This window comes from Parahalioglobus pacificus (genome assembly GCF_014652275.1).
GTDB classification, from domain to species: Bacteria; Pseudomonadota; Gammaproteobacteria; order Pseudomonadales; family Halieaceae; genus Parahalioglobus; species Parahalioglobus pacificus.
This window is the reverse complement of the sequence record NZ_BMYM01000001.1, coordinates 1,612,565-1,635,305: the sequence shown is the minus strand read 5'-3', so window position 1 is coordinate 1,635,305 and position 22,741 is coordinate 1,612,565. Positions and strand designations below refer to the sequence as shown.

Genomic DNA, 22,741 nt, shown 5'->3' with positions numbered 1-22,741 from the left:
GCGGCTCTGCTATTATCAGAGTCTGGAATTAGCAAGGACGTTAGCTCTTATGTTGCATTACGGAAGGTCGACCACTGAGGTCGAAACGCCCCGCAAGACCCTACTGGTCTGGGTGATGCTGATTTTATGTGCACTGGTGGCGCTGCCTGCGCGGGCCCAGTTCGTGCCGCCCGAACCGATTGGCGCAGGTGCCGATCCCTCATTGCCCAGCGGCTACGAAACGGAAGCCTGGCTGGTCTACACCTACGAAATCGACACCACTGGCGCTGTTGTTAATCCCGAAATTCATAGCTCCAATGGCGTTCTACAGGCTGAGCAGAGCATATTGAATCAGGTGTCAGCCCAGCAGTTTCGTCCCGCCATGCGCAACGGCAACCCAGTGAAGGTTTTTGTGGGCCCGGTTTTTTATACCTGGATTGTCGATAAACCCCGCGAGCTGTCCCCCGATTTTGATGCGATGTACCAGCAGGCCTGGGAACGTTTTAATGCGGAAGACTATGACGGAGCCTTCGATCTCGCCGCTCAACTCAAGGCCATACCCGGCCGTAGCGGCTACGAAGAGGTTAAGTGGCAGATTCTGGCGGCCTCCATTTCCAGTCGTTGGGACGATACGGCGGCGGAGTTGTCTCATTTGGAGCGTGCGGTTGAGTTGCAGACATTGGCTGACGGGAACCGTTTCAAAAATCCCTACATCGAGCGCAATCAATACTTGTTGATGCTGGAGCGCATTCACAGCTTACAACTTGAGCGGTCGATGCTGGCGGATGCGGCTGCCACTCTGGATAAAATGATCGCTATCGGTGCAGGTAGTGAAGTTACGACCCGCGCGAAGGAGCAGCATCTGGCATCGGATCGTCAGTTCCGTAGTATGCCTGATGTGGCCATCGCCGGAGAACTTACGCCCATTTATCGGGGCGGCCCCGGCGCTTGGGAGACGCGCTTATCCCGCGGAGTTTTGCGCCTCGATGGCGTGCGGGGTAAGGTGGATGGTGTGATGCTCAGCTGCGCTCAGGGCGACCAAAGCCTGCGCTTTCCTGCGACAGAACCCTGGCGCGTGCCTGTGGGCTGGAATCAGTGCAAGGTAGAGGTATCAGGGCGCTCAGGAACTCGCTTCCAGCTGCATCAGTTGGCCAGTGGTTGATTTCGCTAATCAGTCGCCCAATAAAAAACCCGCCATCGGCGAGTTTTTTTCAATCCGGCGGGCGGTTACCGCTCCAGTAAGGCCAGCTTATTAGGCTTGCCGGCCCATTCCTCAGCATCTGCAGGGGCAGGTTTCATCTCGGTAATGTTCGGCCACACCTCAGCCAGCTCTGCGTTCAGCTCAAGGAATACCTGCTGATCTTCGGGTAATTCGTCCTCGGAGAAGATGGCGTCTACCGGACACTCGGGCTCGCACAGCGCGCAGTCAATGCACTCGTCAGGGTGAATAACCAGAAAGTTGGGGCCTTCGTAAAAACAGTCGACCGGGCAAACCTCAACGCAGTCAGTGTGTTTACACTTAATACAATCTTCGCCAACAACAAATGTCATTCCGCCTCAACCTCGTCCGGGGGGGTAACTAAGGGGCGGTAGTTTAACGGCTGGGCCGAACTCTGCAAAGTGCCTTCATTGCAGGGTGTCTTTTAGCTGATAAAGCAGTTGTAGGGCGTCTCGCGGGCTCAGTGAATCCACATCCAGCTCATCAAGCAATGAAACGGCCGGGTGCTCGGCGGGCGTAAATAGCTCTGCCTGAGCGGGCACGGGTGCCGGCGAGGGCCGGTTTTCTGCGGAGGACTGACCCTGCTCCAGCTCCTTGAGCTTGGTGCCAGCCGCCGTCAGTACGGCCTGGGGAATGCCGGCCAGCTTGGCGACCTGCAGTCCGAAGCTGCGATTGGCGGGGCCCTCCTGGATATTGTGCAGGAATACCACGTGATCCTGATGCTCAGTGGCATCCAGATGCACATTGGCCATGGTGTCGCACAAATCCGGCAGGGCAGTCATTTCAAAGTAGTGGGTGGAAAACAGCGTGAATGACTTCACCTGTTGTGCCAGATTGACCGCCGCCGCCCACGCCAGGCTGAGACCATCGAAGGTGCTGGTGCCACGACCGACTTCGTCCATGAGTACCAGGCTGCGAGGCGTGGCGTTGTGCAGGATATTGGCGGTTTCGGTCATTTCTACCATGAAGGTCGACCGGCCCGATGCCAAATCATCGGATGAGCCTATCCGCGTGAAGATTCGATCTAGCGGCGCCATGCGGGCGGCCGCGGCCGGCACGAAGCTTCCGACGTGTGCCAGCAGGGCAATGATGGCGTTCTGGCGCATGTAAGTAGACTTACCACCCATATTGGGGCCGGTTATCAGAAGCATACGACGCTGCTCATTCAGCACGGTGTCGTTGGCGATAAAGGGCTCGTCCAACACCTGCTCTACCACCAGATGCCGACCCTTCTCCACTTCGAATAGGGGCTGCTCGGTAAACTCGGGACAGTGCAGGTCCAGGCTCTGCGCGCGCTCCGTCAGCCCTGTCAGAACGTCTATCTCCGAAACCGCCGCCGCCGTCAGCTGAAGACTGCCCAGCGCCTCATTCAAGGTTTCCAGCAGCTCGTCGTACAGCGCCTTTTCCCGGGCTAGAGCCCGGCTCTTGCTGGACAGCGCTTTGTCTTCAAAGGTCTTCAGCTCTGGCGTGATAAAGCGCTCAGCGTTTTTCAGTGTCTGGCGACGAACGTACTCAGTAGGCGCCTGATCTGACTGGCTGCGGCTGATCTCTATGTAATAACCGTGTACGCGGTTGTAACCCACCTTGAGGGTACTGATACCTGTGGCCTCGCGCTCGCGTCGCTCGATCTCCAGCAGGTAGTCACCTGCGTTGGTAGAAATCTGTCGCAGCTCGTCCAGTTCACTGTCGTAGCCATCGGCGATCACGCCGCCATCGCGGATCACTACCGGCGGGTTCTCTATCAAGGCCCGATCCAAAAGATCGCATAGCGCGGGATACGTGCCGGCATCCTCATGCAACGTGGCCAGCAATGGCGCCTCGCAACTGGCGAGTTCGCTGCGCAGCGCCGGCAGGCAATGCAGCGAAGACAACAGGCGCGTCAGGTCCCGAGGTCTGGCAGAGCGCAGCGCGACGCGGGTTAGAATGCGCTCCATGTCGCCGACCCCTTTCAGGGTGCCGCGCAGGCTCTCATAGCGATAGTTCTCGGCCAGAGCGCCAATCGCTAGCTGTCTGGCGATGAGGATTTGGGTATCGGTGAGCGGCCTGTGCAACCAGCGGCGTAGCAAACGGCTACCCATGGCTGTCACCGTTGAATCCATCACCTCTAACAGGGTGTGGGTGTCACCGCCTGCGAGGTTGACATCAATTTCCAGATTGCGACGCGTCGCAGCGTCCATTATGACGCTGTCGTTGCGCCTCTCATGGCCGATGCTGCGCAAGTGGGGCAGGCTGCTGCGCTGGGTGTCCTTGACGTAGGAGAGCAGGCAACCCGCCGCGCCTAGGGCAAGTTCGAGGTCATCGCAGCCGAAGCCCTTGAGGTCGTGCGTTTGGAATTGTGTGTTCAGTGTGCGCCTGGCGCTGTCCAGGTCGAACTCCCAGTCAGGCTGCGGTCGACTGCCCGGTCTATCAGTCACATCGCTCATTGTCAGCGATTCCGCGTACAGTACTTCAGCCGGATTGAGGCGCTGGAGTTCGCTGAGCAGCGCTTCCTCGGCGTGCACTTCAAGTAGCCTGAATCGACCGGAGCTCAGATCCAGGTAGGCGAGGCCATAGAGCTTGTCTAGAGGATTGATCGCCAGCAGCAGGTTGTCGCTGCGTTCATCCATTAATGCTTCGTCAGACACCGTGCCGGGGGTGACGACCCGGACAACTTTACGCTCCACCGGGCCCTTGCTGGTGGCGGGGTCCCCTATTTGTTCGGCAATCGCGACCGAGACGCCCGCTTTTACCAGACGCGCCAGATAGCCCTCTGCCGCATGGTAGGGCACGCCGGCCATGGGAATAGGCTCGCCCGCGGACTTGCCGCGGGCGGTCAGTGTGATGTCCAGAAGCTCAGCAGCGCGCTTTGCATCGTCAAAGAACAGCTCGTAAAAGTCGCCCATGCGATAGAACACCAGCTCGTTGGGGTGGTCCTGTTTGATCCGTAAATACTGGACCATCATGGGAGTATGTTGCGAAGGCTTGGCGTTGCTCACTGCGTTGATGATTTACCCCAAAGTAGAGCGCGATTGTACGGTATCCGTATCCTGTGGGTCACGGTATTTGCCGGCTGTTCGTCACCGGAGTATGCACGCTAGTGCCGCGTACAAATTGCGCCCCCCGACACTTGCGTGCATCGCGATCTGGTTAGAGACTAGGTGGCTGACTCGCCACCGACAGGGATTGCCTATGGCAGCTACAGGCAGTACTACAACACCGCAACTGGACACGCTGCGCCGCTTGGGGTGGCGAACCCGGCCCGGTATTCTGGGCAGTCACGCAGCCAGTACGCAGTCCATTCATGCGCTGCTGGGTTATTTTCTCAGCGACCGCGAATCACCCTCTCCGTTTCCGGGGCGGGATATCCTCATCGACAATAAACTTTTCGAGTGGGGCGTTGCCCCGCCGCTGGAGAAAGTCATTCGCTCGCGAACAGAACTGGACGCAGTGATGGGTGTTCCCGAGATTTACAGACACAGCGTTTCTGTCATTGAGCCTTGGGAAAACGTGGGCATCAATGAACAGGGGGAGGCGGTACGCGCCTCCAAAAATATCGCCTACGTGCTGCAGCAGGTTGCCGATGCTGACACGATTCTCTATCCGGTGTGGGAGAGCGGTGTTCATGATCCTGAGCGCCTGGCCAGCGTCTTCAGCGCCGGCATTGCTACCGTCGTACAGGGTGGAAATCCCTCGGTGCACGATGCAAGCAGCTTTGATGGTGCGAAAGCAAACTTGGAAGATATGCTTGGCCTTGTCGATCAGCTGTTGCTGCATCGTTCATCGAGCAGTGGCCCCAGCATCTTCATTTGCCTTGGACATCAGTTAGCGGCGGCCTCGCATGTGCGCCTCCTGAAACGCGCCGTGCGGGAAGTGTCGCGCTTGGATTATTTGCCACTGGATCCTGAGGGCACAGCCCTGGCCTCCCTTAGAAGAGTCTGCGCGCGCATCAGCGAGGTCGGTGAAAATCTGGAGGTCATCAAGGAAGGTAATGTGATTGCCCGCGGCTGGCATGATTCCAGTTTCTCCGTGGCCCGCAATGAGGACTTCGAGGTGGGAACCCGGCGGTTGTTGCCCTACCAGCGCAGTCGCTCTGCCGACCACATTCCCGGTGAGCTGCATGAGACCCATGCGCTGATCGCTGATGAACTTGATGGTGTGATTGATACCATGCTCAAGCATGAGCGTGAGCTGCACATCGAGATGTTTCATGGTGATGAAGTGAATGAAGAGGCGGCGCTATTCGCCAACTGGGCTTATAAAACACTGCACGACGCGATTGTCCCCATCCGTTACGAGCTGGCTGTATCGCCCTTATCTTGGCTGCTGCAGCTGCCCTATGCCATCGAGATTCTCTCCCGCACACAGGTGAATGCGAGTCACTGGACCGAAGTATCTACCACCTGTATCTACTACAAGGATTGGGAAACCCACACCATCCGGCGATCCTTCACCTGTCAGTTTCATCCTGAGTTAATGGCCGATATCCGGGATGTCGGCCGTCGTGAGGGACCGCGCTATACAGAGCTTAAAACGAACGATGGCGTGCGGCTCTTGATCAGACTGCTTTATCACGGCATGCAAGAGTAGGTAGCTGCTGTTGCAATCCCGCCTAATTAGGCGATGGACGTTCAGTTTGCAGGTCTGGCAGCATAGCGGCCCTGATAAAAGCGCCTTCAGGGACTCGGCATGACAACCAATACTGTTCTTACACTGAGCTGCCCCGATAAGCCTGGCATTGTGGCCAGTGTGTCGGGCTTCTTCGCACAGAAAGGCTTCAACATCGAGGAGTCTACCCAGCACGAGGACCGTCAGACGGGCCGCTTCTTCCTGCGCACGGCGTTTACCTGTGCCGACTGTGACGACCAGACACTGGCCTCGCTGCGTGAGGAGTTTTCCGCCATTGCCGCGGAGTTTGATATGGAGTGGCAACTGCGCGATCAAGACCAGCGCATGAAGATCGTGCTGGCCGTCTCGAAGTGGGGACATTGCTTCAACGGCCTGATGCACAAGTGGCGTGCAGGCACCTTGCCCGTGGATATTGTCGCGGTTGTCTCTAACCACGATGACATGCGCAATAGCTGCGAGTGGTACGGCGTGCCGTATTACCACCTGCCGGTCTCTAACGAGAACCGTCCCGAGCAAGAGGCACAGATTCTACAGATCATGAAAGACACCGATGCGGAGCTGTTGGTGCTGGCCCGCTACATGCAGATTCTGTCGGATAACCTTTGCCGCCAATTGTCCGGCAGAGCGATTAACATCCATCATTCCTTCCTGCCGGGTTTCAAGGGCGCCAAGCCCTACCATCAGGCCTATGAGCGTGGTGTAAAGCTCATTGGCGCGACCGCACATTACGTGACCGCTGACCTCGACGAGGGGCCAATCATCGAGCAGGCAGTGGAGCGCGTGTCCCATGCTAATTCACCAGATGAACTGGTTGAGATCGGGCGGGACGTAGAGACCGTAGTGCTCAATCGCGCCGTGAATTGGCACGCCCAGCATCGCGTGTTGATGAACGGTAACCGCACGGTGGTATTCCGCCGCTGAGTGCGGCCTGGCCCCCAAGCCTATGCCGCGTTCTATACTGGGTGCTTAGGGTGCACCGAGTCGGCCTCGGGGGCGTATAGAAAGCAATTAAAACAATCAGGAGTGATACATGAAGACCCGTGCTGCAGTCGCGTTTGAAGCTGGTAAGCCACTGGAAGTGGTTGAGGTCGACCTTGAAGGCCCGCGTGCCGGCGAGGTTCTGGTAGAAATCAAAGCCACAGGCGTATGCCATACCGACGCATTCACCTTATCGGGTGACGATCCTGAGGGCGCCTTTCCGGCGATTCTGGGGCACGAGGGTGCCGGTGTTGTAGTGGATGTGGGTGCCGGCGTGACCAGTCTGAAGCCCGGGGACCATGTCATTCCGCTGTACACCCCTGAATGCAGGGAGTGTAATTTCTGTCTTCACCCCAAGACCAACCTCTGCCAGGCGATCCGCGAGACCCAGGGGCAGGGCGTCATGCCCGATGGTAGCAGCCGCTTTTCGCTAGACGGTAAACCTATTCTGCATTACATGGGTTGCTCCACGTTCTCTAACTACACGGTGCTTCCGGAGATCGCCCTGGCCAAGGTGCGTGAAGACGCACCCTTCGACAAGATTTGCTACATCGGCTGCGGCGTTACCACGGGTATCGGTGCGGTTGCGTTCACTATGGGCGTAGAGCCGGGTTCCACCGTGGCGGTCTGGGGTCTAGGCGGTATTGGCCTCAATGTGATTCAGGGCGCCAAGATGGTGGGCGCCTCTCGTATCATCGGTGTTGACCTCAATCCCGATAAAGTGGCGCTGGCCAAACAGTTCGGTATGACCGATTTCGTGAACCCCAAAGATGTGGATGACGTGGTTGGTCATCTGGTTGAGATTACAGGCGGTGGGCTCGATTACACTTTCGAGTGCATTGGTAACGTGAACACCATGCGTCAGGCACTGGAAGCCTGCCACAAAGGCTGGGGCGAAAGCTGCATCATCGGGGTCGCCGGTGCAGGGCAGGAGATTTCCACACGTCCCTTCCAGCTGGTGACGGGCCGTAGCTGGAAAGGCACAGCCTTTGGAGGCGCCCGCGGTCGCACAGACGTCCCCAAGATCGTAGATTGGTATATGGACGGCCGTATCAACATTGACGATCTGATTACCCACACCATGCCCCTTGACGACATCAACAAGGCCTTTGACCTGATGCACGATGGCGAGAGTATTCGTTCGGTGGTGCAGTTCTAGGGTGCGCTAGATGGCTTCCTCCGCGACAGTGAATTCACGGATAGGTGTTGGCTCTGGTGGTGTAAGAGCAGCGTTGCACGCTCTTTTCTTGCTCGTAATTTCTACGCTGCTATCTGCTGGAACTGCGAGGGCTGAACTACTTGCGGTGGACAAGCGCGGATTCTTGTCGGAGCACGTCATCGAGATGCCAGCTTCGTCGACGCGAGTTTGGGAGGCGCTGACTGCTGAGATAGATCGGTGGTGGGATGCCACTCACTCCCACGGCGGTAAAGCCTCTGCGTTCAGCTTGGATGCGAAGGCGGGCGGTTGTTTTTGTGAGATGTTGGACGACGGCGGAAGCATAGAGCACATGCGCGTGGTTCAAGCTCGCCCCGGAGTTAGTCTTGTCATGCAGGGCGGGCTGGGCCCTCTGCAGTTCATGGGCGTCGCCGGTAGCATGAGCTTTACCCTTTCAGGCGAAGGCGAGACTACCGAACTGCGTTATCGTTATGAGGTAGGCGGGTTCAGTGTGCAAGGCCTGGACGTTATTGCACCGGCAGTTGATACGGTGCAATTGGGTCAGCTTCGCGGACTGCAGGTCTATCTTGCTGGTATTTCTTAAGACGAGTGATGAGGCTAGGGGCGTGCCACTGTGAACGATATCCGCATAGAAGAGTGCATCAGTCGCTACCGCGATGTTCCCGGTGGGTTGTTGCCCATGTTGCACAGTATCCAGCACGCACTGGGTTATGTTCCTGCCGATGCCGTACCCGCCATAGCCACAGCGATTAATCGCTCCCGGGCAGAGGTCCACGGTGTACTGTCTTTTTATCACGACTTTCGAGAGACGCCTCCCGCCAGGCATACGGTGCAGATTTGCGTCTCAGAGGCATGTCAGGCCAATGGCGCGGACGCGCTAAAAGCGCATGCCGAAGCCAGTCTGGGTGTGGCCGTGGGTCATAGCAGTGGTGGTGATGTCGCGCTGGAGCCCGTCTATTGCCTCGGTAACTGTGCCTGCGGTCCGTCAGTGCGCATTGGAGATGCTGTCCATGCGCGCGTCGACGCCGATCAATTCGATGCACTGATGGCTGCGATGAGGCAGGAAGCATGACCTTGTCGCTCTACATTTCCGGAGACACAACGGCACGAGCCCTGGGCGCTGATGCCCTCGTTGCGGTACTTGAAGTACAGGCGGCTGCGGCGGATGTGCCTCTGAACATCATTCGCAGTGGCTCTCGCGGCGCCTTCTGGCTGGAGCCAATGCTGGAGATGGATTGGCAGGGAAAGCGCATAGGCATTGGCGAATTGATGGCGTCAGATGCGGAGGGGTTGTTGGCCACACTGCTCGATAATCCTGAGTCGCATCCCAACTACCTTGGCGAAGTTGCCGAACTGCCGTGGTTTGCCAACCAGCACCGCTTGACCTTCGCCCGCGCGGGTGAGGGCGACCCCATTGACCTTAATACCTATCGGGCTCTGGGCGGACTCCAGGGACTGGAGCGGGCGTTGAGTCTGACACCCGATGCGGTCGTGGAAGAGATTACGGATTCCGGATTGCGGGGGCGTGGCGGTGCCGCGTTTCCTGCGGGCATTAAATGGCGCACAGTTTTGGGCGCCGAGGCCGACCAGAAGTACATCGTTTGCAACGCTGACGAGGGAGACTCGGGCACCTTCGCCGATCGACTTCTGATGGAGAGTGATCCCTTTCAGCTTCTGGAGGGTATGGCGATTGCGGGCATCGCCGTTGGCGCCACTCAGGGTTACATCTATTTACGCTCAGAATACCCACGCGCACAGTTAATGTTGAATGAAGCCATTGACGCGGCGCGTCTGGCCGGTGTGCTGGGAGAGCGTGTTTTAGGCAGCGACAAGTCATTTGATATCGAGGTGCGTCTCGGGGCCGGCGCTTATATTTGTGGTGAAGAAACCGCTTTACTCGATAGCCTTGAAGGCAAGCGAGGCATGGTTCGCGCAAAGCCTCCGTTGCCGGCGTTGGAGGGGCTTTTCGGTAAGCCCACTGTAGTCAATAACGTGCTGACACTTGCGGCTGCCAGCACTGTGCTTGCTGAGGGTGCGGCAGCGTATCAGGCCCATGGCACCGGGCGATCAAGGGGCACCCTCACGGTGCAGTTGGCCGGTAATATTGCGCGTGGTGGTTTGATAGAGGTGCCCTACGGCATCAGCTTGCGGGAGATCGTTTTCGACTGGGGCGGCGGTACACGCAGCGGTAGGCCAGTGCGCGCTATTCAGGTGGGCGGTCCTCTTGGTGCCTACCTCCCGGAAGCACAATGGGATTTGCCGCTGGATTATGAGGCCTTTGCGCAGGCCGGTGCCATGCTGGGTCACGGCGGCGTCGTTGTTTTTGACGATACAATTGATATGGCTGCGCAGGCGCGTTTTGCCATGGCCTTCTGTGTGGCGGAATCCTGCGGCAAATGCACTCCCTGTCGTATGGGTTCAATCCGCGGCGTCGAAGTGATCGATAAATTGGTCGCGAATCCCGCAGACACCGCACAGAAAATTCTGCTGGAAGATCTGTGCGACACCATGGAGCATGGATCGCTGTGCGCGATGGGGGGGCTTACCCCTTCGCCGGTGCGCAGCGCACTAAGGTATTTCCCTGAGGATTTTGGGTTGGCGGCCGAGGCGAGCTAGCCGGGAGAGATTGGCATGTTGCAGTTTTACCAACCGCAACCGGATTTCGGTACACCGCTCCGGGAGTCCGAGCAGACGGTTTCGCTCACCATCGACGGTGTAGAGGTAACGGTTGCAGAGGGCACCTCGGTGATGCGCGCCGCGGCAGACGCCGGCGTGAAGATACCTCGCCTGTGTGCAACCGATTCCCTGGAGCCCTTTGGTTCCTGTCGTATTTGCCTGGTAGAAATCGAGGGTATGCGCGGTAAACCCGCATCGTGTACAACCCCGGTCGCTGAAGGCATGGTGGTGAACACCCAGTCCGATCAACTGGCCAAGGTGCGCCGCGGCGTGATGGAGCTGTATATCTCCGATCATCCGCTGGACTGCCTGACCTGTCCGGTGAATGGTGACTGCGAGCTGCAGGACACAGCCGGCGAAGTGGGTCTGCGCGAAGTGCGGTACGGTTTTGAAGGTGCCAACCACTTAAGCGCCGACAAAGACACCAGTAATCCCTATTTTACCTTCGATGCGTCCAAGTGCATCGTATGCTCGCGCTGCGTGCGCGCCTGCGAAGAAACACAAGGTACTTTCGCGCTCACCATTGATGGACGCGGCTTTGACTCCAAGGTGTCCGCCGGTCAAGACGAATTGTTTATGGACTCGGACTGCGTGTCCTGTGGCGCCTGTGTTGATGCCTGTCCCACCGCAACTCTCACAGAGAACAGCATTATTGATGCGGGTGTTCCCGAGCACAGCGCGATAACGACTTGCGCCTACTGCGGCGTTGGCTGTTCCTTCAAGGCAGAACTTCGCGGCAACACCGTGGTGCGCATGACGCCGAACAAGGATGGCCATGCCAACGAAGGGCACTCCTGCGTTAAGGGACGATTTGCCTTCGGCTACGCTACGCATAAAGACCGTATTTCTGAACCCATGGTGCGCGACAGCATCGATCAGCCCTGGCGAACAGTCAGTTGGGAGGAGGCGATCGCATTCACCGCGGCGCGCTTCCGCGGGATTCAGGAACAACACGGGCGCAATAGCGTGGGCGCGATTACCTCCTCGCGTTGCACCAATGAAGAAGTCTATCTGGTGCAGAAACTGGTGCGGGCGGGTTTCGGCAACAACAACGTGGATACCTGTGCGCGGGTCTGTCACTCGCCCACAGGGTATGGTTTGAAGACTACCCTTGGCGAGTCAGCGGGAACCCAGACCTTCGCCTCAGTCGCGAAAGCCGATGTTGTGCTGATCATGGGGGCGAACCCCACCGATGCACACCCTGTATTCGCCTCACGGATGAAGCGACGATTGCGCGAAGGTGCGCGTCTTATCGTTATTGATCCCCGGCAAATAGAACTGGTGGATACCGCACACATCCGTGCCGACTATCACCTGCCGGTAAATCCGGGCACCAATGTCGCTATCCTCAATGCGCTTGCCTATACCATTGTGGAAGAGGGTCTGCAGGACAGCGACTTCATCGCTGACCGCTGTGAGGAACCGGCGTTTGCAGAGTGGCTGGCGTTTATTCAGGAACCACAGCACAGTCCGGAGGCCAGCGCGGAGTTTACCGGCGTGGATCCTGAATTGGTGCGCGGCGCCGCACGCCTGTATGCCACTGGCGGTAATTCAGCGATTTATTATGGGCTGGGTGTGACCGAGCACAGCCAGGGCTCTACGTCGGTGATGGCCATTGCCAACCTGGCAATGCTCACCGGTAATCTGGGTCGGGAAGGGGTGGGTGTGAATCCCCTACGCGGGCAGAACAACGTACAGGGCTCCTGCGACATGGGATCCTTCCCGCATGAACTGCCGGGCTACCGTCATATCTCCGATGCCGCCACGCGCAGCCTGTTTGAGTCGCACTGGGGCGTCAGTCTGGATCCCGATCCTGGCATGCGCATTCCCAACATGTTTAATGCCGCCGTCGCGGGCGAATTCCGCGGTCTTTATTGCCAGGGCGAAGACGTGGCCCAGTCTGACCCCAATACACACCATATCGAGGCTGCGCTTTCGGCATTGGATTGCCTGGTGGTGCAGGACATCTTTCTTAATGAGACCGCCAAATTCGCCCACGTCTTTTTGCCGGGCAGCAGCTTTCTTGAAAAGAACGGTACCTTCACCAATGCCGAGCGCCGTATCTCCCGCGTCCGCAAGGTGATGCCGGCACAAGCCGGTATGGAAGATTGGGAGGTGACACAGGCTTTGGCGAATGCCATGGGTTGCCCTATGACCTATTCACATCCGTCTGAGATCATGGATGAGATTGCAGCACTAACCCCGACCTTCGCCGGAGTCAGCTACGAGCGACTGGATGAGCAGGGCAGTGTGCAATGGCCCTGCAACACAGAGTCGCCCACCGGTACCCCGATCATGCACGTAGACAGTTTTGTGCGTGGTAAGGGTTACTTTGGTATCACGGAATTTGTGCCCACGGAGGAGCGCGCAAACCGCCGCTTCCCACTGCTGCTGACAACCGGGCGCATTCTGTCCCAATACAATGTGGGTGCACAGACTCGACGCACCGCGAACACCGTCTGGCACGAAGAGGATGTGCTGGAGATTCATCCCCATGACGCCGAGCAATACGGTATCAGTGAGCAGGATTGGGTGGGTATCAGCAGCCGCGCAGGAGATACCGTGCTGCGGGCCGCGATCTCGGAGCGCGTGAAGCCAGGCGTGGTATACACCACCTTCCATCACCCGGTGTCCGGTGCCAACGTGGTGACTACGGATAACTCGGACTGGGCCACCAACTGTCCCGAGTACAAGGTCACAGCCGTCCACGTGGAGAAGGTCGCGGAACCCTCCCAGTGGCAGCGCAGGCACCGGGAGGTTCACAGGCTACAGACCTCGCTCTTGGCGGAGGCCGGGCGCGAGTGATGGGCAATACGCCGGGCGCAATTGACGTTCCGGCCACATTCTCGGGTAGCGATTCTCCCTCCGACGACCCGGTGGTGGATGAGACCGCCGTTGCGCTGGTGTACAACGGGATCTCTCATGTAGTCATGATGGCCACCGCCACTGACCTGGAGGACTTTGCTCTGGGCTTTAGTCTCTCCGAGGGCATTCTGTCCAGTCCCGACCAACTCTATGGTGTTAGCGTGCACGCCCAACCGCTGGGGTTAGAAGTACGGCTTGAAGTTGCCAGTGCCGTCGAGGCTGCATTGAAAGAGCGCCGACGCAATCTCGCGGGCCGCACCGGCTGCGGACTGTGTGGCGCTGAGTCGCTGGAGCAGGCCATCTCAGTGCCGCAGCCAGTGCAGTCTTCGCTCACTGTGCCTCCTGCTGCGTTTGCGCAAGCTGTCACCACGCTTACTGCGCGCCAACCACTGCGTGATGCAACAGGTGCCTCCCACGGCGCTGCCTTCTGTTCACCGAGTGGTGAAGTGTTATGTGTTCGCGAGGATGTTGGGCGGCACAATGCACTGGATAAATTGCTGGGTGCACTGCAATGTGAACACCGCCAAGACGAGGGGTTTGTTTTGGTAACCAGCCGTGCCAGCTATGAGATGGTGGCCAAGACAGCGGCTGCCAACATTCCTGTGCTCGCTGCTGTTTCAGCACCCACCTCGTTGGCAGTGGAGCATGCGCAGCGCAGTGGGCTGACGCTTGTGGCCAGGGTCAGCGAGCGACGACACACGGTTTACACCCACCCGAACAGAGTTTCCGGTGCTGCAGAGGAGCGTGCTTGTGACGCAGGAAACTGACCATTTGGTGCGAATGCTGAATCAGATCGCTCTGAACATGGGCGAAAACCGCAATCCCGATCGCGCCCTGGAGGGTTGCGTTAGTCACTTGGAGCGATTTTGGACGCCGCAGATGCGCGATCAGTTGGTGACACGGTGGCAGACTGACGCCGAACAGCTTTCGCCAGTGGCCGCCCGAGTCGCCCAGCGCTTTGCCGAGCAAGCCAACGCCTGAGACGTTTTGCTTGGGTTACACTGGTCTAAATTTCCCGGAGTGACACGATGAAGCGCAATCGATTGGGCCGCAGTTCGCTAGTGGTCTCGGATATCTGCATGGGCACGATGACCTTTGGTAATCAGGCCGATGAGAAAACCTCCTTCGATATCATGGATATGGCGTTTGACGCCGGCATCGATTTTTTCGATACCGCGGAGATGTACCCCGTGCCGCCCGATGCCAGCTACGTGGGTGTGACCGAAGAAATTGTTGGGCGCTGGTTAAAGACCAAAAATCGGGACGATGTGATTATTGCTACCAAGGTGGCGGGCCCCGGCCATGGCTGGATCACCCCACCCTTAAGGGGCGGCAAGACAGGCCTGGATCGCCATCACATCATGCGCGCGGTGGAAGACAGCCTCAAACGCCTAGACACCGATTACATCGACCTTTACCAAACCCACTGGCCCGATGCTGATTTTCCATTGGAAGAAACCCTGGCTGCGCTGGATGAACTGGTGCGCTCGGGCAAGGTGCGTGTGCTTGGCTGCAGCAATGAAACCACCTGGGGGCTCACCAAGAGCTTGTGGCAGTCTGACGTTCACGGTTTGGCGCGTTTCGACACCATCCAGAATAACTTCAGTCTCAACAATCGCCGCTTCGAAGACGAACTGGCCCAAGCCTGCCGCCAGGAAGACGTCAGTCTGCTGCCGTACTCACCACTGGCAGGCGGGGTGCTGACGGGTAAATACCAGGATGGCGCCATGCCCGAGGGGGCACGTTTCACGCAGTATATGCAGGGTGAAAAACGTCAGCAGCAAATGGCGCAGCGCTTCCTAAATCCGAACACGGTGGCAGCCACTGCTGAATACGCACAGATCGCTGCTGACGCAGGTATGTCGCTCACCACCTTGGCGACCGCGTGGAGCAAGCAGCATGATTTTGTCGGCTCCACGATTGTGGGCGCGACCACCACGGAGCAGATGCCCGATATTCTCGCGGCGGCGAATGTGGTCCTTGAACCTGCGATCATGAAGGCCCTGTACAAGGTGTCGAAGCGCATTCCTTACCCGATGGGTTGAACGTCGCCTTGATACGATCTGGGTCAATGCGCTGCCGGTAGTTGCGATGCATACTCTGGGTTATGGGTATCGAGCTTACACAATCTGATTTTGGCCCCGCCGATTACGCGAGTTTTCAGCAAAAGCTGTCTGAGAATCTCGCGCAGTTGCAGTGCGTCCTGAGCCAGCCGGGTTTCGGTGAAGGCGCCCCGTCTCTCGGGGCAGAGCTCGAGTTGTACCTGGTAGACGATTCCGGTCAGCCGGCGTTTTTGAACCAGGAGATTCACCAGCGTTGTCATGACCCGCAGCTGACACTGGAGCTGAATCGCTACAACCTGTTCGGAGTCAGAAATGGTGTCCGCCGTGCACACTGTGGATGCGGTAGGCCGCGATATGGGCGGCAGCACAGTTGCGATTGGTATTCTGCCCACACTGTCCCCCTCAGATTTTGGCGTTCACAGCATCACGGAGCGCCGGCGATATCTTGCGCTGATGGCGCAGCTAGTGAAGCGACGCGGCGATGCCTTCGAGATAGATATCAATGGCCTGGACCCCTTGCACATGGCGCAGACGGATATTGCGTTGGGAGGTGCGAATACGTCTTTTAAGGTGCATTACCGCGTCAGCCCCGCTCAATTCGCCAACACTTTCAATGCTGTGCAGCTCGTCACACCGCTGGTGCTGGCAGTGGCGGCTAACTCGCCCACGCTGTTTGGCCACCGCTTGTGGCGTGAGACGCGCATCCCACTGTTTAAGCAGTCAATAGATACCCGTGTTCGCGACAGGTATGCCTGGAATGAGCCTGCGCGGGTAAATTTCGGACATGGCTGGGTGCGCGATGGCGCCTTTGAATTGTTCAGCGAGGCCGTGAGAGTGTACCCGCCCTTGCTGCCACAGTGCGGCAGCGAAAGCATCGATGATGCCTCCGCCGCGCCGGCACTGGACGAGCTGCGTTTGCATCAGAGCACCATATGGCTGTGGAACCGTCCGGTGTATGACCCTGTGGCCGGGGGCCATCTGCGTATAGAAATGCGCGCCTTACCCGCGGGGCCAAGTCCGGTCGATATGATGGCCAATACTGCGCTGATGTTGGGCCTTACTGAAGCCTTCCGCACTCGTGTGGATGAGCTTCTGCCTGCGATTCCTTTCAATGTTGCCGAGTACAATTTCTACCGCGCGGCGCAGTACGGTTTGGATGCCCGGCTAGTCTGGCCGGGGCGGTCACAGTTTGGCTGTGTCGAGCGACCGGTGCGAGAGGTGTTTGAGCAGGTGCTTCCAATAGCCAGAGAAGGGCTTCTGGCGATCGGCATGTCGGCCAGCAGTAGTGACCGCTACCTTGCGATAATCGAGCAGAGACTGGCGCTAGGCCGCTCGGGTGCAGACTGGCAATTAGCCAGCGTGGCGCGACGCGAGGCGCAGACCAACGCGCGCGAAGCGCTGCGACACATGCTGGCAGACTACATGCGTTACAGTAACGAGAACCGCCCTGTGCATGCCTGGCCCCTGTAATGCGAATTCATTTCTTCAAGAACCCACAGCCTGAACAGTTTGGCGAGACACCCGCTGAATTTCTGAAGACTCTGGGCGGCCCGGCCTGCCTGTTTTTTGAGGGTAGGGACACTTCACGCACGCGGGCATTAGTGACCCTGCTGCATGGCAATGAGCCGTCTGGCACATTAGCCCTGATGCGTTGGATTGGTGCTGGGCATCAACCGGCAGTCAATGTCGTGTGCATCGTGGCATCAGTGCAAGCGGCGGCAAGTCAGCCTGCTTTCACCCATCGGATGTTGCCTGGTGCTCGCGATTTGAATCGCTGTTTCAAGCCGCCATTTGACGATGAGCAGGGCCGGCTGGCTGAGGAGATTCTGGCACTGTTGGATTTGCATCATCCCGAGGCCGTTGTTGATATGCACAACACCTCAGGCTCCGGCCCTGCCTTTGGCGTTTGCACGTTTGAAGACCGGCATCATGACGCCCTTGTTTCCCTGTTCACCGATACCCTGATTCTCTCCAACCTGGGGTTGGGGGCGCTGATGGACATTAGTGAAGACAAATACCCGACGGTGACTATTGAAGTGGGGGGCCGCGAAGATGCGGCAGCCCATGAGTTGGCATTTGCAGGCATGCAGCGTTACTTCATGGCTGAGCAGGTGCTGTCTGGCAGCGCGCCCAATGCGGTCACCCATCTGCATGACCCCGTCAGGCTTGAGATATGCAGCGGCAATCGTCTCGCCTACGCCGCAGTGCCTCAGGAGGGCGTTGAGCTGACATTGCGACCCGATATAGAGAGCCTCAATTTTGGCACGGTGTCTGCGGAGACACCGCTGGGTTGGATAAGCGGTGATCTTCAGTCGGTGTTCACCGCGGTGGACATGACTGGGCAGTGTGCGGTGGCAAGAATTGTCCGTCAGGAAGGCAACCGCCTGTACCCCGCGGGCCCCCGCAAATTCTTCATGGTGACCAACAAGGCCGATATCGCGCTGTCTGATTGTCTGCTCTATGCCGTCGCCGCTGATGGACAGGCGCTATAAGCTCGACGTGTCCACTCCCACCCCTGCATAAGTCCGAGCGCCCACCCAGTTGCTAGCACCACCTGTCGCCTATTCAGGCGTGTGCCCGGCATTGACCATTTTTCTTCGCTTCTGGGGCTTGCATTTCAAAATCGTAACACTGAGTATATATACAGTAGTTTGGCAGGGCAGAATTTAGTCCGTGTCAAAGTCACTGAGACACTCTCGGCGGCTGAATAACCAACAATAGCGAGCACAAGGGGCAGCACTATGGACGCGAATAAGCAAAAAGCACTGGATGCAGCGTTAGGCCAGATTGAGCGCCAGTTCGGTAAGGGCACAGTCATGCGCATGGGTGACCGCGAGCAGGTCGCGATTCCTGCTATCTCTACTGGCTCGCTGGGCCTGGATATTGCACTGGGTATTGGTGGCCTGCCACGCGGTCGTATCTGCGAAATCTATGGTCCTGAGTCATCCGGCAAGACCACACTCACCCTGCAGGTGATTGCGGAGGCCCAGAAAGCGGGCGGTACGGCAGCTTTTATCGATGCCGAGCACGCACTGGACCCGGTGTATGCCGAGAAACTGGGCGTACAGATGGACGACCTGATCATGTCCCAGCCTGATACGGGTGAGCAGGCGTTGGAAGTAGCCGAGATGCTTGTGCGCTCAGGGGCTGTTGATGTGCTGGTGGTGGACTCTGTCGCCGCACTGACGCCCAAGGCTGAGATCGAAGGCGAAATGGGTGACTCCCACGTGGGTCTTCAGGCCCGCTTGCTTAGCCAGGCAATGCGCAAGCTCACCGGCGCGATCAAGCAGACTAACTGCCTGGTGATCTTTATTTGCCCTGAAGTTCTACTCTTCTGTGCGTCTGGACATTCGCCGAATTGGTGCAGTGAAGGACGGCGACGAGGTCGTAGGCAACGAGACCCGGGTAAAGGTCGTAAAGAACAAGGTGTCGCCACCCTTCAGGCAGGCTGAATTCCAGATCATGTATGGCAGGGGTATCTACCATATGGGCGAGGTGATCGACTGGGGTGTGAAGCTCAACCTGGTGGATAAGTCTGGCGCCTGGTACGCCTACAAGGGCGACAAGATCGGCCAAGGCAAAGCGAATGCTTCCAAGTTCCTTGAAGACAACCCCGCCGTTGCTAATGAGATTGAATCAGCAATCCGCGCGCAAACAATGGCGACCGCCGCGGCCGAGGCCGAAGCGGAGTCCGATGAGGGTGTGGCTGAGGAGTAAGCCAATCTTGAACCGCATGCAGGCAGGCAACGTTTAGTGCCTGTCGCTTCCCACTCGACGTCGGGGATCCACTTATCCCACTCCCTTCCGGCTTGCCGGGGCCCCGGCGTCGACTTTTCAATGCGTTTCCCGCCGGGATTGCTCGGTATTCCTCCTTGTTCCGTGGTGCGTTGCAAGTTATTGCATAAGCACAGTGGGCATATTCAATGAGTCAATCGCGCGAAGAGAGCGCCACTGATCCGGTCAATCCGGCTGATGTGCGCTATGCGGCGATGAACCTGTTAGCGCGGCGTGAGCATTCACAGCGCGAGCTTATTGATAAGTTAGGTCGGCGTTTCCCTGACAGAGACTTGGTTGCACACGAAATAGCCCGGCTGGCTGATGAGAATCTGCAGAGCGATACACGGTTTGCCGAAAGTTTTGTGCGCCAGCGCATCTCTCGCGGCTATGGCCCCTTGCGTCTGCGCCAGGAAATGGGCCAGCGAGGTATCTCTGAGTCTGCACTGGAGACCGCATTGTCGGCGGTTGATGCGGATTGGTTTTCACTGGCCGAGCAGGTTTACGAAAAGAAGTTTGGAGCGGTCGCGCCCCGTGATCTTGCCGAGAAAGCCAAGCGCGCACGATTCATGAGTTATCGCGGTTTTGTTCGCGACCACTTTGGGCACCTGATCGAAGGCGACTAGGTGAGCAAGTCGTCTCTGTCTGTGGTTAGATAGCGCGCATCAATTGAATGAGTTCTGCGCTGCCGCATCAGGCGGCCCGCACCGAAACCTGGATATGCACATGGCCGACCCCTACCTCTACAGCGTGAACAATCACGTTGCCACCTTCAGCATTAATGCTGCGCCCTGGAACTTGATGACTATCGACTATATCGACAGGCTCGAGGAGCAGCTGCCCGATGTGCTTGCTGACGATAACGTGCGTGCCATTGTGTTCACCGGTGAGGGCCTGGATCATTTCTCTGCGGGCATGAACCTCAAGCAGATCCCGGAGGGTGTAAAGCGAGCCGGCAGCCCCGAAGCATTTTTCACCCAGCGTCATCGCGTTTTGGACATGATTGAAAATGGCGGTACTCCTGCCATCGCCACACTGTTCGGTTATTGTCTGGGGGGTGGATTAGAGCTTCCTCTTGCCTGCCATTTCAGGCTTGCCGCAGATAATGGGGCGCAGATTGGATTGCCGGAAATGGATTTGGGCTCGGTGCCCGCTTGGGGTGGCTCAGCACGTTTACCGCGGGTGGTGGGTCGAGACCATGCGCTGGACATGATTCTACGCGGTCGCAAGATTGACGGCGCGGAAGCTTACCGTATCGGCCTGGTCAATGAGTTGGTGGCGGTTGATGCGATCAAGGAGCGCGCCCAAGTGATTGGGGAGGAGATCGCCGCGCAGCCCCGTCAGGCGGTCAAGTCCATGCTCGATGTCATCGTTGGGTTTGAGCAGCGCACACTGGCGCAATCACTCAGCGACGAAGCCGTCGCCGTGACCGCAAATCTTGCCACCGCAGACGCCAGAGAAGGGATGATGGCGTTTATGGAAAAGCGCCGCCCCGTGTTCAACCAATAGATGTTTGCGAGCGGGGGGAAGTGATGCCCGCTCTATGAGCTCGATGCTATTGCGTGCCCTCTGAAGCAACGGTGGCTTCAGTGCCATGTGGCGACGTTGGGTGTGCCGCCCACACGCTGTTCGGGTCACCTGATATCGCTCTTTTGTTTAGTTTTGCTGCCATGAACCAGAAACAGGCAGCTGCGACAATCGCCATCAGATCCACAGTCAGCAGTTCGTAGTGCCCCTGAGCTGCTGCCGACCAAGGCGTGGTATCGAGTAGCGCGATGTCCAGTATCGGAATGGCCGCTGTGAGTAATGCGCAAGCTTGCAGAAGTTCTCGGGTGCCGGTGGCAACAGGTCTGACGAAACTCCAGAGTATCGCTGCGAAGAATACGCCGTAGTATGCGCCCTTCATGAAGTAGGCCCGGTCTGCCAGGTCGGCCAGTCCGCGGCTTGCCAGGAACGCTGCTGAGATTCCAGCCATGCAGCCAATGCAGACGCCGCTATTCAGCCTGGCTAGGAAGAGCGAAGCGGGTGTCTGCTGTTGCGAGCGTCGCTTACGTCGACTTTCTACCCAAAGGAGATTACCCGAGTAGAATAGATACGCTCCAGCGAGCCCGAGGATGAAGTACAGCCATTTGGTGAGGTAACCCCCGAAGCTCGCAAAATGAAGCGCTATCAGGCCTCTGTAAAATGTAGCGCCGGCAGAGGCGGTTTCAGGTTGGCTGACTGAGAGAATCCTTCCGTCCGTCGCCATCATTACGATATTTGCATACGGCTCCATGTGCTCTGAATGCGTCTTGCCAATCACGCGTACGGTGGCATTGCTGTCACCCACATTACTGACCCGTAATTGCGTGGGCTCCAGTCCAGGTACTTCCAGTCGGGCAATGTCCAGTAACGCACCGGCGGTCAACATAGCACCGGGTATTCCGCTTGGTTCTGGCGCCTGAACAACCCCAAGCTCCGGTGCGAGGCGGCTCGTGATGTCGTCCTTGAAAACGGTGAGTTGAAACGGTGCGAGTAAAAAGATCGCAATCGCCAAAAGTGCGCTGCTCCAGGCAAACATGATATGCCAAGGCAGTGAAAGTACGCCGACAATGTTATGTGTATCCAACCAAAAGCGCTTCTTATTCTTGCCCGGACGCACGACGAAGATGTCTTTTACGAAGTTGGGTATAAAAATCACCACGCCAGAGACCAGAGCGATCCCGTAAATGAAGCAGATGACGCCAAGCAGCCAAAGGCCCCAGTCAGTGGGTATCCCTAGGTTGTAGTGGAGGGCGTAAATGAATCCCGCAAGCTCTGATGTATTGCCGGAGGTATCAAGCGTACCGTCTTCATTGAGGTGAAAGTCGTGCCGCTTGAAGTCGCCATCCTCGAGCCGTTCGAACCACATAACGTGATTCCCGGGATGCTCAGGACTTGAGATGTTCAGACGGATGGTCTCTCCAGCGACGGGTTGTGTAGCAATGACTTCGGAAAGCAGTTCATTGGCCTGCCTGATATCACCAGCTTCTGATTGCGCGATCCCATAGTTGTCCCAAGCGTCCAATTCATGGGTGAATACCGTGATAGCGCCTGCGTAAAAAGCAATGAAAAGCGCGAGCCCGGCACCAAGCCCCGTCCAGGTGTGAACATCAGTAAACGTTTTTATTGTCGAAGCTTTCACAGTGTTGTCCATCCCAGATATTTGACGGAAGCAATGACGCCGAAGCCTATTAGGGAAACGGTGATCAGGGCCGCCGCAGAGCGGGCCGGTGTTGGAATCATGAAGGCGGCGCTAGCAATCAGCACCCAGATCGGGAACGCGATCAGCAGCAACGACATAATCAGCGAGTTATATGCCGGAACGATCACCAATAGCGCGCCGACGACGGCGACCGTTGCAGGTATCGACAAGAGTGTTGCCAC

General features: G+C 57.8%; 20 protein-coding genes and 1 pseudogene. 16 read left to right on the top strand and 5 right to left on the bottom strand.

Annotated features, from left to right (window positions below; all coding sequences use genetic code 11):
* The first annotated feature begins 49 nt into the window (after positions 1-49).
* Positions 50-1,141: an energy transducer TonB gene (locus IE089_RS15890; RefSeq protein ID WP_229802632.1), complete on the top strand. Its 1,092-nt coding sequence runs from the start codon at positions 50-52 to the stop codon at positions 1,139-1,141.
* 65 nt (positions 1,142-1,206) lie between these two features.
* Here IE089_RS15890 and fdxA read toward each other — a convergent pair whose 3' ends face one another.
* The gene (gene fdxA, locus IE089_RS07420) at positions 1,207-1,530 is read right to left on the bottom strand and encodes a ferredoxin FdxA (RefSeq protein ID WP_189476782.1); all 324 of its coding nucleotides are present in this window, start codon (positions 1,528-1,530) and stop codon (positions 1,207-1,209) included.
* Positions 1,531-1,605: 75 nt separating this feature from the next.
* Entirely contained in the window at positions 1,606-4,140 is a 2,535-nt protein-coding gene (gene mutS, locus IE089_RS07415) for a DNA mismatch repair protein MutS (protein ID WP_189476780.1), read from the bottom strand.
* A gap of 226 nt (positions 4,141-4,366) precedes the next feature.
* Here mutS and IE089_RS07410 point away from each other — a divergent pair, with 226 nt between their 5' ends.
* The 10 genes from IE089_RS07410 (at position 4,367) to IE089_RS07365 (ending at position 15,544) form a co-directional block, all read left to right on the top strand.
* Positions 4,367-5,764, top strand: coding sequence for a hypothetical protein (locus IE089_RS07410; protein ID WP_189476778.1), 1,398 nt, complete (start codon positions 4,367-4,369; stop codon positions 5,762-5,764).
* 99 nt (positions 5,765-5,863) lie between these two features.
* Positions 5,864-6,724, top strand: a complete 861-nt coding sequence (purU, locus tag IE089_RS07405) for a formyltetrahydrofolate deformylase (protein ID WP_189476776.1) — start codon at positions 5,864-5,866, stop codon at positions 6,722-6,724.
* Between the two features lie 109 nt (positions 6,725-6,833).
* Positions 6,834-7,940 (top strand): S-(hydroxymethyl)glutathione dehydrogenase/class III alcohol dehydrogenase, encoded by a 1,107-nt coding sequence (locus IE089_RS07400; RefSeq protein WP_189476774.1) that lies wholly within the window; start codon positions 6,834-6,836, stop codon positions 7,938-7,940.
* 184 nt (positions 7,941-8,124) lie between these two features.
* A complete protein-coding gene (locus IE089_RS07395; protein WP_189476772.1) occupies positions 8,125-8,541 on the top strand; it encodes an SRPBCC family protein in 417 nt (138 codons plus the stop codon).
* Between the two features lie 30 nt (positions 8,542-8,571).
* Complete coding sequence (locus IE089_RS07390; protein ID WP_189476770.1) at positions 8,572-9,030, top strand: formate dehydrogenase subunit gamma; 459 nt, start codon at positions 8,572-8,574, stop codon at positions 9,028-9,030.
* Positions 9,027-10,574, top strand: a complete 1,548-nt coding sequence (locus tag IE089_RS07385) for an NADH-ubiquinone oxidoreductase-F iron-sulfur binding region domain-containing protein (RefSeq protein WP_189476768.1) — start codon at positions 9,027-9,029, stop codon at positions 10,572-10,574. The genes IE089_RS07390 and IE089_RS07385 overlap by 4 nt, the downstream gene beginning before the upstream one ends.
* Before the next feature lie 15 nt (positions 10,575-10,589).
* On the top strand, positions 10,590-13,439 hold the full coding sequence (gene fdhF / locus IE089_RS07380) for a formate dehydrogenase subunit alpha (protein WP_189476766.1): 2,850 nt from the start codon (positions 10,590-10,592) through the stop codon (positions 13,437-13,439).
* A complete protein-coding gene (gene fdhD, locus IE089_RS07375) occupies positions 13,439-14,266 on the top strand; it encodes a formate dehydrogenase accessory sulfurtransferase FdhD (RefSeq protein WP_189476764.1) in 828 nt (275 codons plus the stop codon). Before fdhF ends, fdhD begins: the two co-directional genes overlap by 1 nt.
* Positions 14,250-14,480, top strand: coding sequence for a formate dehydrogenase subunit delta (locus IE089_RS07370; protein ID WP_189476762.1), 231 nt, complete (start codon positions 14,250-14,252; stop codon positions 14,478-14,480). The genes fdhD and IE089_RS07370 overlap by 17 nt, the downstream gene beginning before the upstream one ends.
* Positions 14,481-14,527: 47 nt before the next feature.
* Entirely contained in the window at positions 14,528-15,544 is a 1,017-nt protein-coding gene (locus IE089_RS07365) for an aldo/keto reductase (protein WP_189476760.1), read from the top strand.
* Positions 15,545-15,567: 23 nt separating this feature from the next.
* Here the strand turns inward: IE089_RS07365 and IE089_RS15685 are convergent, their stop codons facing one another.
* Positions 15,568-15,822 carry a hypothetical protein gene (locus IE089_RS15685; RefSeq protein WP_229802631.1) on the bottom strand — a complete coding sequence of 85 codons (255 nt, stop codon included), beginning with the start codon at positions 15,820-15,822 and terminating at the stop codon, positions 15,568-15,570.
* Positions 15,823-15,874: 52 nt separating this feature from the next.
* Between IE089_RS15685 and IE089_RS07360 the strand changes: the two genes are divergently transcribed.
* From IE089_RS07360 to IE089_RS07340, 5 genes and pseudogenes are all read left to right on the top strand, one after another.
* On the top strand, positions 15,875-17,032 hold the full coding sequence (locus IE089_RS07360) for a glutamate-cysteine ligase family protein (RefSeq protein ID WP_229802630.1): 1,158 nt from the start codon (positions 15,875-15,877) through the stop codon (positions 17,030-17,032).
* Positions 17,032-18,054, top strand: coding sequence for a M14 family metallopeptidase (locus IE089_RS07355; protein ID WP_189476758.1), 1,023 nt, complete (start codon positions 17,032-17,034; stop codon positions 18,052-18,054). The genes IE089_RS07360 and IE089_RS07355 overlap by 1 nt, the downstream gene beginning before the upstream one ends.
* 249 nt (positions 18,055-18,303) lie before the next feature.
* Positions 18,304-19,279 (top strand): annotated as a pseudogene (recA, locus tag IE089_RS07350) (recombinase RecA).
* 206 nt (positions 19,280-19,485) lie between these two features.
* The gene (locus IE089_RS07345) at positions 19,486-19,962 is read left to right on the top strand and encodes a regulatory protein RecX (protein WP_189476756.1); all 477 of its coding nucleotides are present in this window, start codon (positions 19,486-19,488) and stop codon (positions 19,960-19,962) included.
* Positions 19,963-20,062: 100 nt separating this feature from the next.
* Complete coding sequence (locus tag IE089_RS07340; protein WP_189476754.1) at positions 20,063-20,845, top strand: enoyl-CoA hydratase/isomerase family protein; 783 nt, start codon at positions 20,063-20,065, stop codon at positions 20,843-20,845.
* Between the two features lie 46 nt (positions 20,846-20,891).
* On the opposite strand, the gene IE089_RS07335 is transcribed toward IE089_RS07340, so the two are convergent.
* Positions 20,892-22,499 (bottom strand): PepSY-associated TM helix domain-containing protein, encoded by a 1,608-nt coding sequence (locus tag IE089_RS07335; protein WP_189476752.1) that lies wholly within the window; start codon positions 22,497-22,499, stop codon positions 20,892-20,894.
* Positions 22,496-22,729 carry a hypothetical protein gene (locus IE089_RS07330; RefSeq protein WP_189476750.1) on the bottom strand — a complete coding sequence of 78 codons (234 nt, stop codon included), beginning with the start codon at positions 22,727-22,729 and terminating at the stop codon, positions 22,496-22,498. Before IE089_RS07330 ends, IE089_RS07335 begins: the two co-directional genes overlap by 4 nt.
* Positions 22,730-22,741: the final 12 nt, after the last annotated feature.

Excerpts from the sequence above, each read along its gene's own strand:
- IE089_RS15890 (WP_229802632.1), top strand. The coding sequence starts at position 50 with ATGTTGCATTACGGAAGGTCGACCACTGAGGTCGAAACGCCCCGCAAG.
- fdxA (WP_189476782.1), bottom strand. The coding sequence starts at position 1,530 with ATGACATTTGTTGTTGGCGAAGATTGTATTAAGTGTAAACACACTGAC.
- mutS (WP_189476780.1), bottom strand. The coding sequence starts at position 4,140 with ATGATGGTCCAGTATTTACGGATCAAACAGGACCACCCCAACGAGCTG.
- IE089_RS07410 (WP_189476778.1), top strand. The coding sequence starts at position 4,367 with ATGGCAGCTACAGGCAGTACTACAACACCGCAACTGGACACGCTGCGC.
- purU (WP_189476776.1), top strand. The coding sequence starts at position 5,864 with ATGACAACCAATACTGTTCTTACACTGAGCTGCCCCGATAAGCCTGGC.
- IE089_RS07400 (WP_189476774.1), top strand. The coding sequence starts at position 6,834 with ATGAAGACCCGTGCTGCAGTCGCGTTTGAAGCTGGTAAGCCACTGGAA.
- IE089_RS07395 (WP_189476772.1), top strand. The coding sequence starts at position 8,125 with ATGCCAGCTTCGTCGACGCGAGTTTGGGAGGCGCTGACTGCTGAGATA.
- IE089_RS07385 (WP_189476768.1), top strand. The coding sequence starts at position 9,027 with ATGACCTTGTCGCTCTACATTTCCGGAGACACAACGGCACGAGCCCTG.
- fdhF (WP_189476766.1), top strand. The coding sequence starts at position 10,590 with ATGTTGCAGTTTTACCAACCGCAACCGGATTTCGGTACACCGCTCCGG.
- fdhD (WP_189476764.1), top strand. The coding sequence starts at position 13,439 with ATGGGCAATACGCCGGGCGCAATTGACGTTCCGGCCACATTCTCGGGT.
- IE089_RS07365 (WP_189476760.1), top strand. The coding sequence starts at position 14,528 with ATGAAGCGCAATCGATTGGGCCGCAGTTCGCTAGTGGTCTCGGATATC.
- IE089_RS15685 (WP_229802631.1), bottom strand. The coding sequence starts at position 15,822 with ATGACAACGCTGGTGAATCTCCTGGTTCAAAAACGCCGGCTGACCGGA.
- IE089_RS07360 (WP_229802630.1), top strand. The coding sequence starts at position 15,875 with ATGGTGTCCGCCGTGCACACTGTGGATGCGGTAGGCCGCGATATGGGC.
- IE089_RS07355 (WP_189476758.1), top strand. The coding sequence starts at position 17,032 with ATGCGAATTCATTTCTTCAAGAACCCACAGCCTGAACAGTTTGGCGAG.
- IE089_RS07345 (WP_189476756.1), top strand. The coding sequence starts at position 19,486 with ATGAGTCAATCGCGCGAAGAGAGCGCCACTGATCCGGTCAATCCGGCT.
- IE089_RS07340 (WP_189476754.1), top strand. The coding sequence starts at position 20,063 with ATGGCCGACCCCTACCTCTACAGCGTGAACAATCACGTTGCCACCTTC.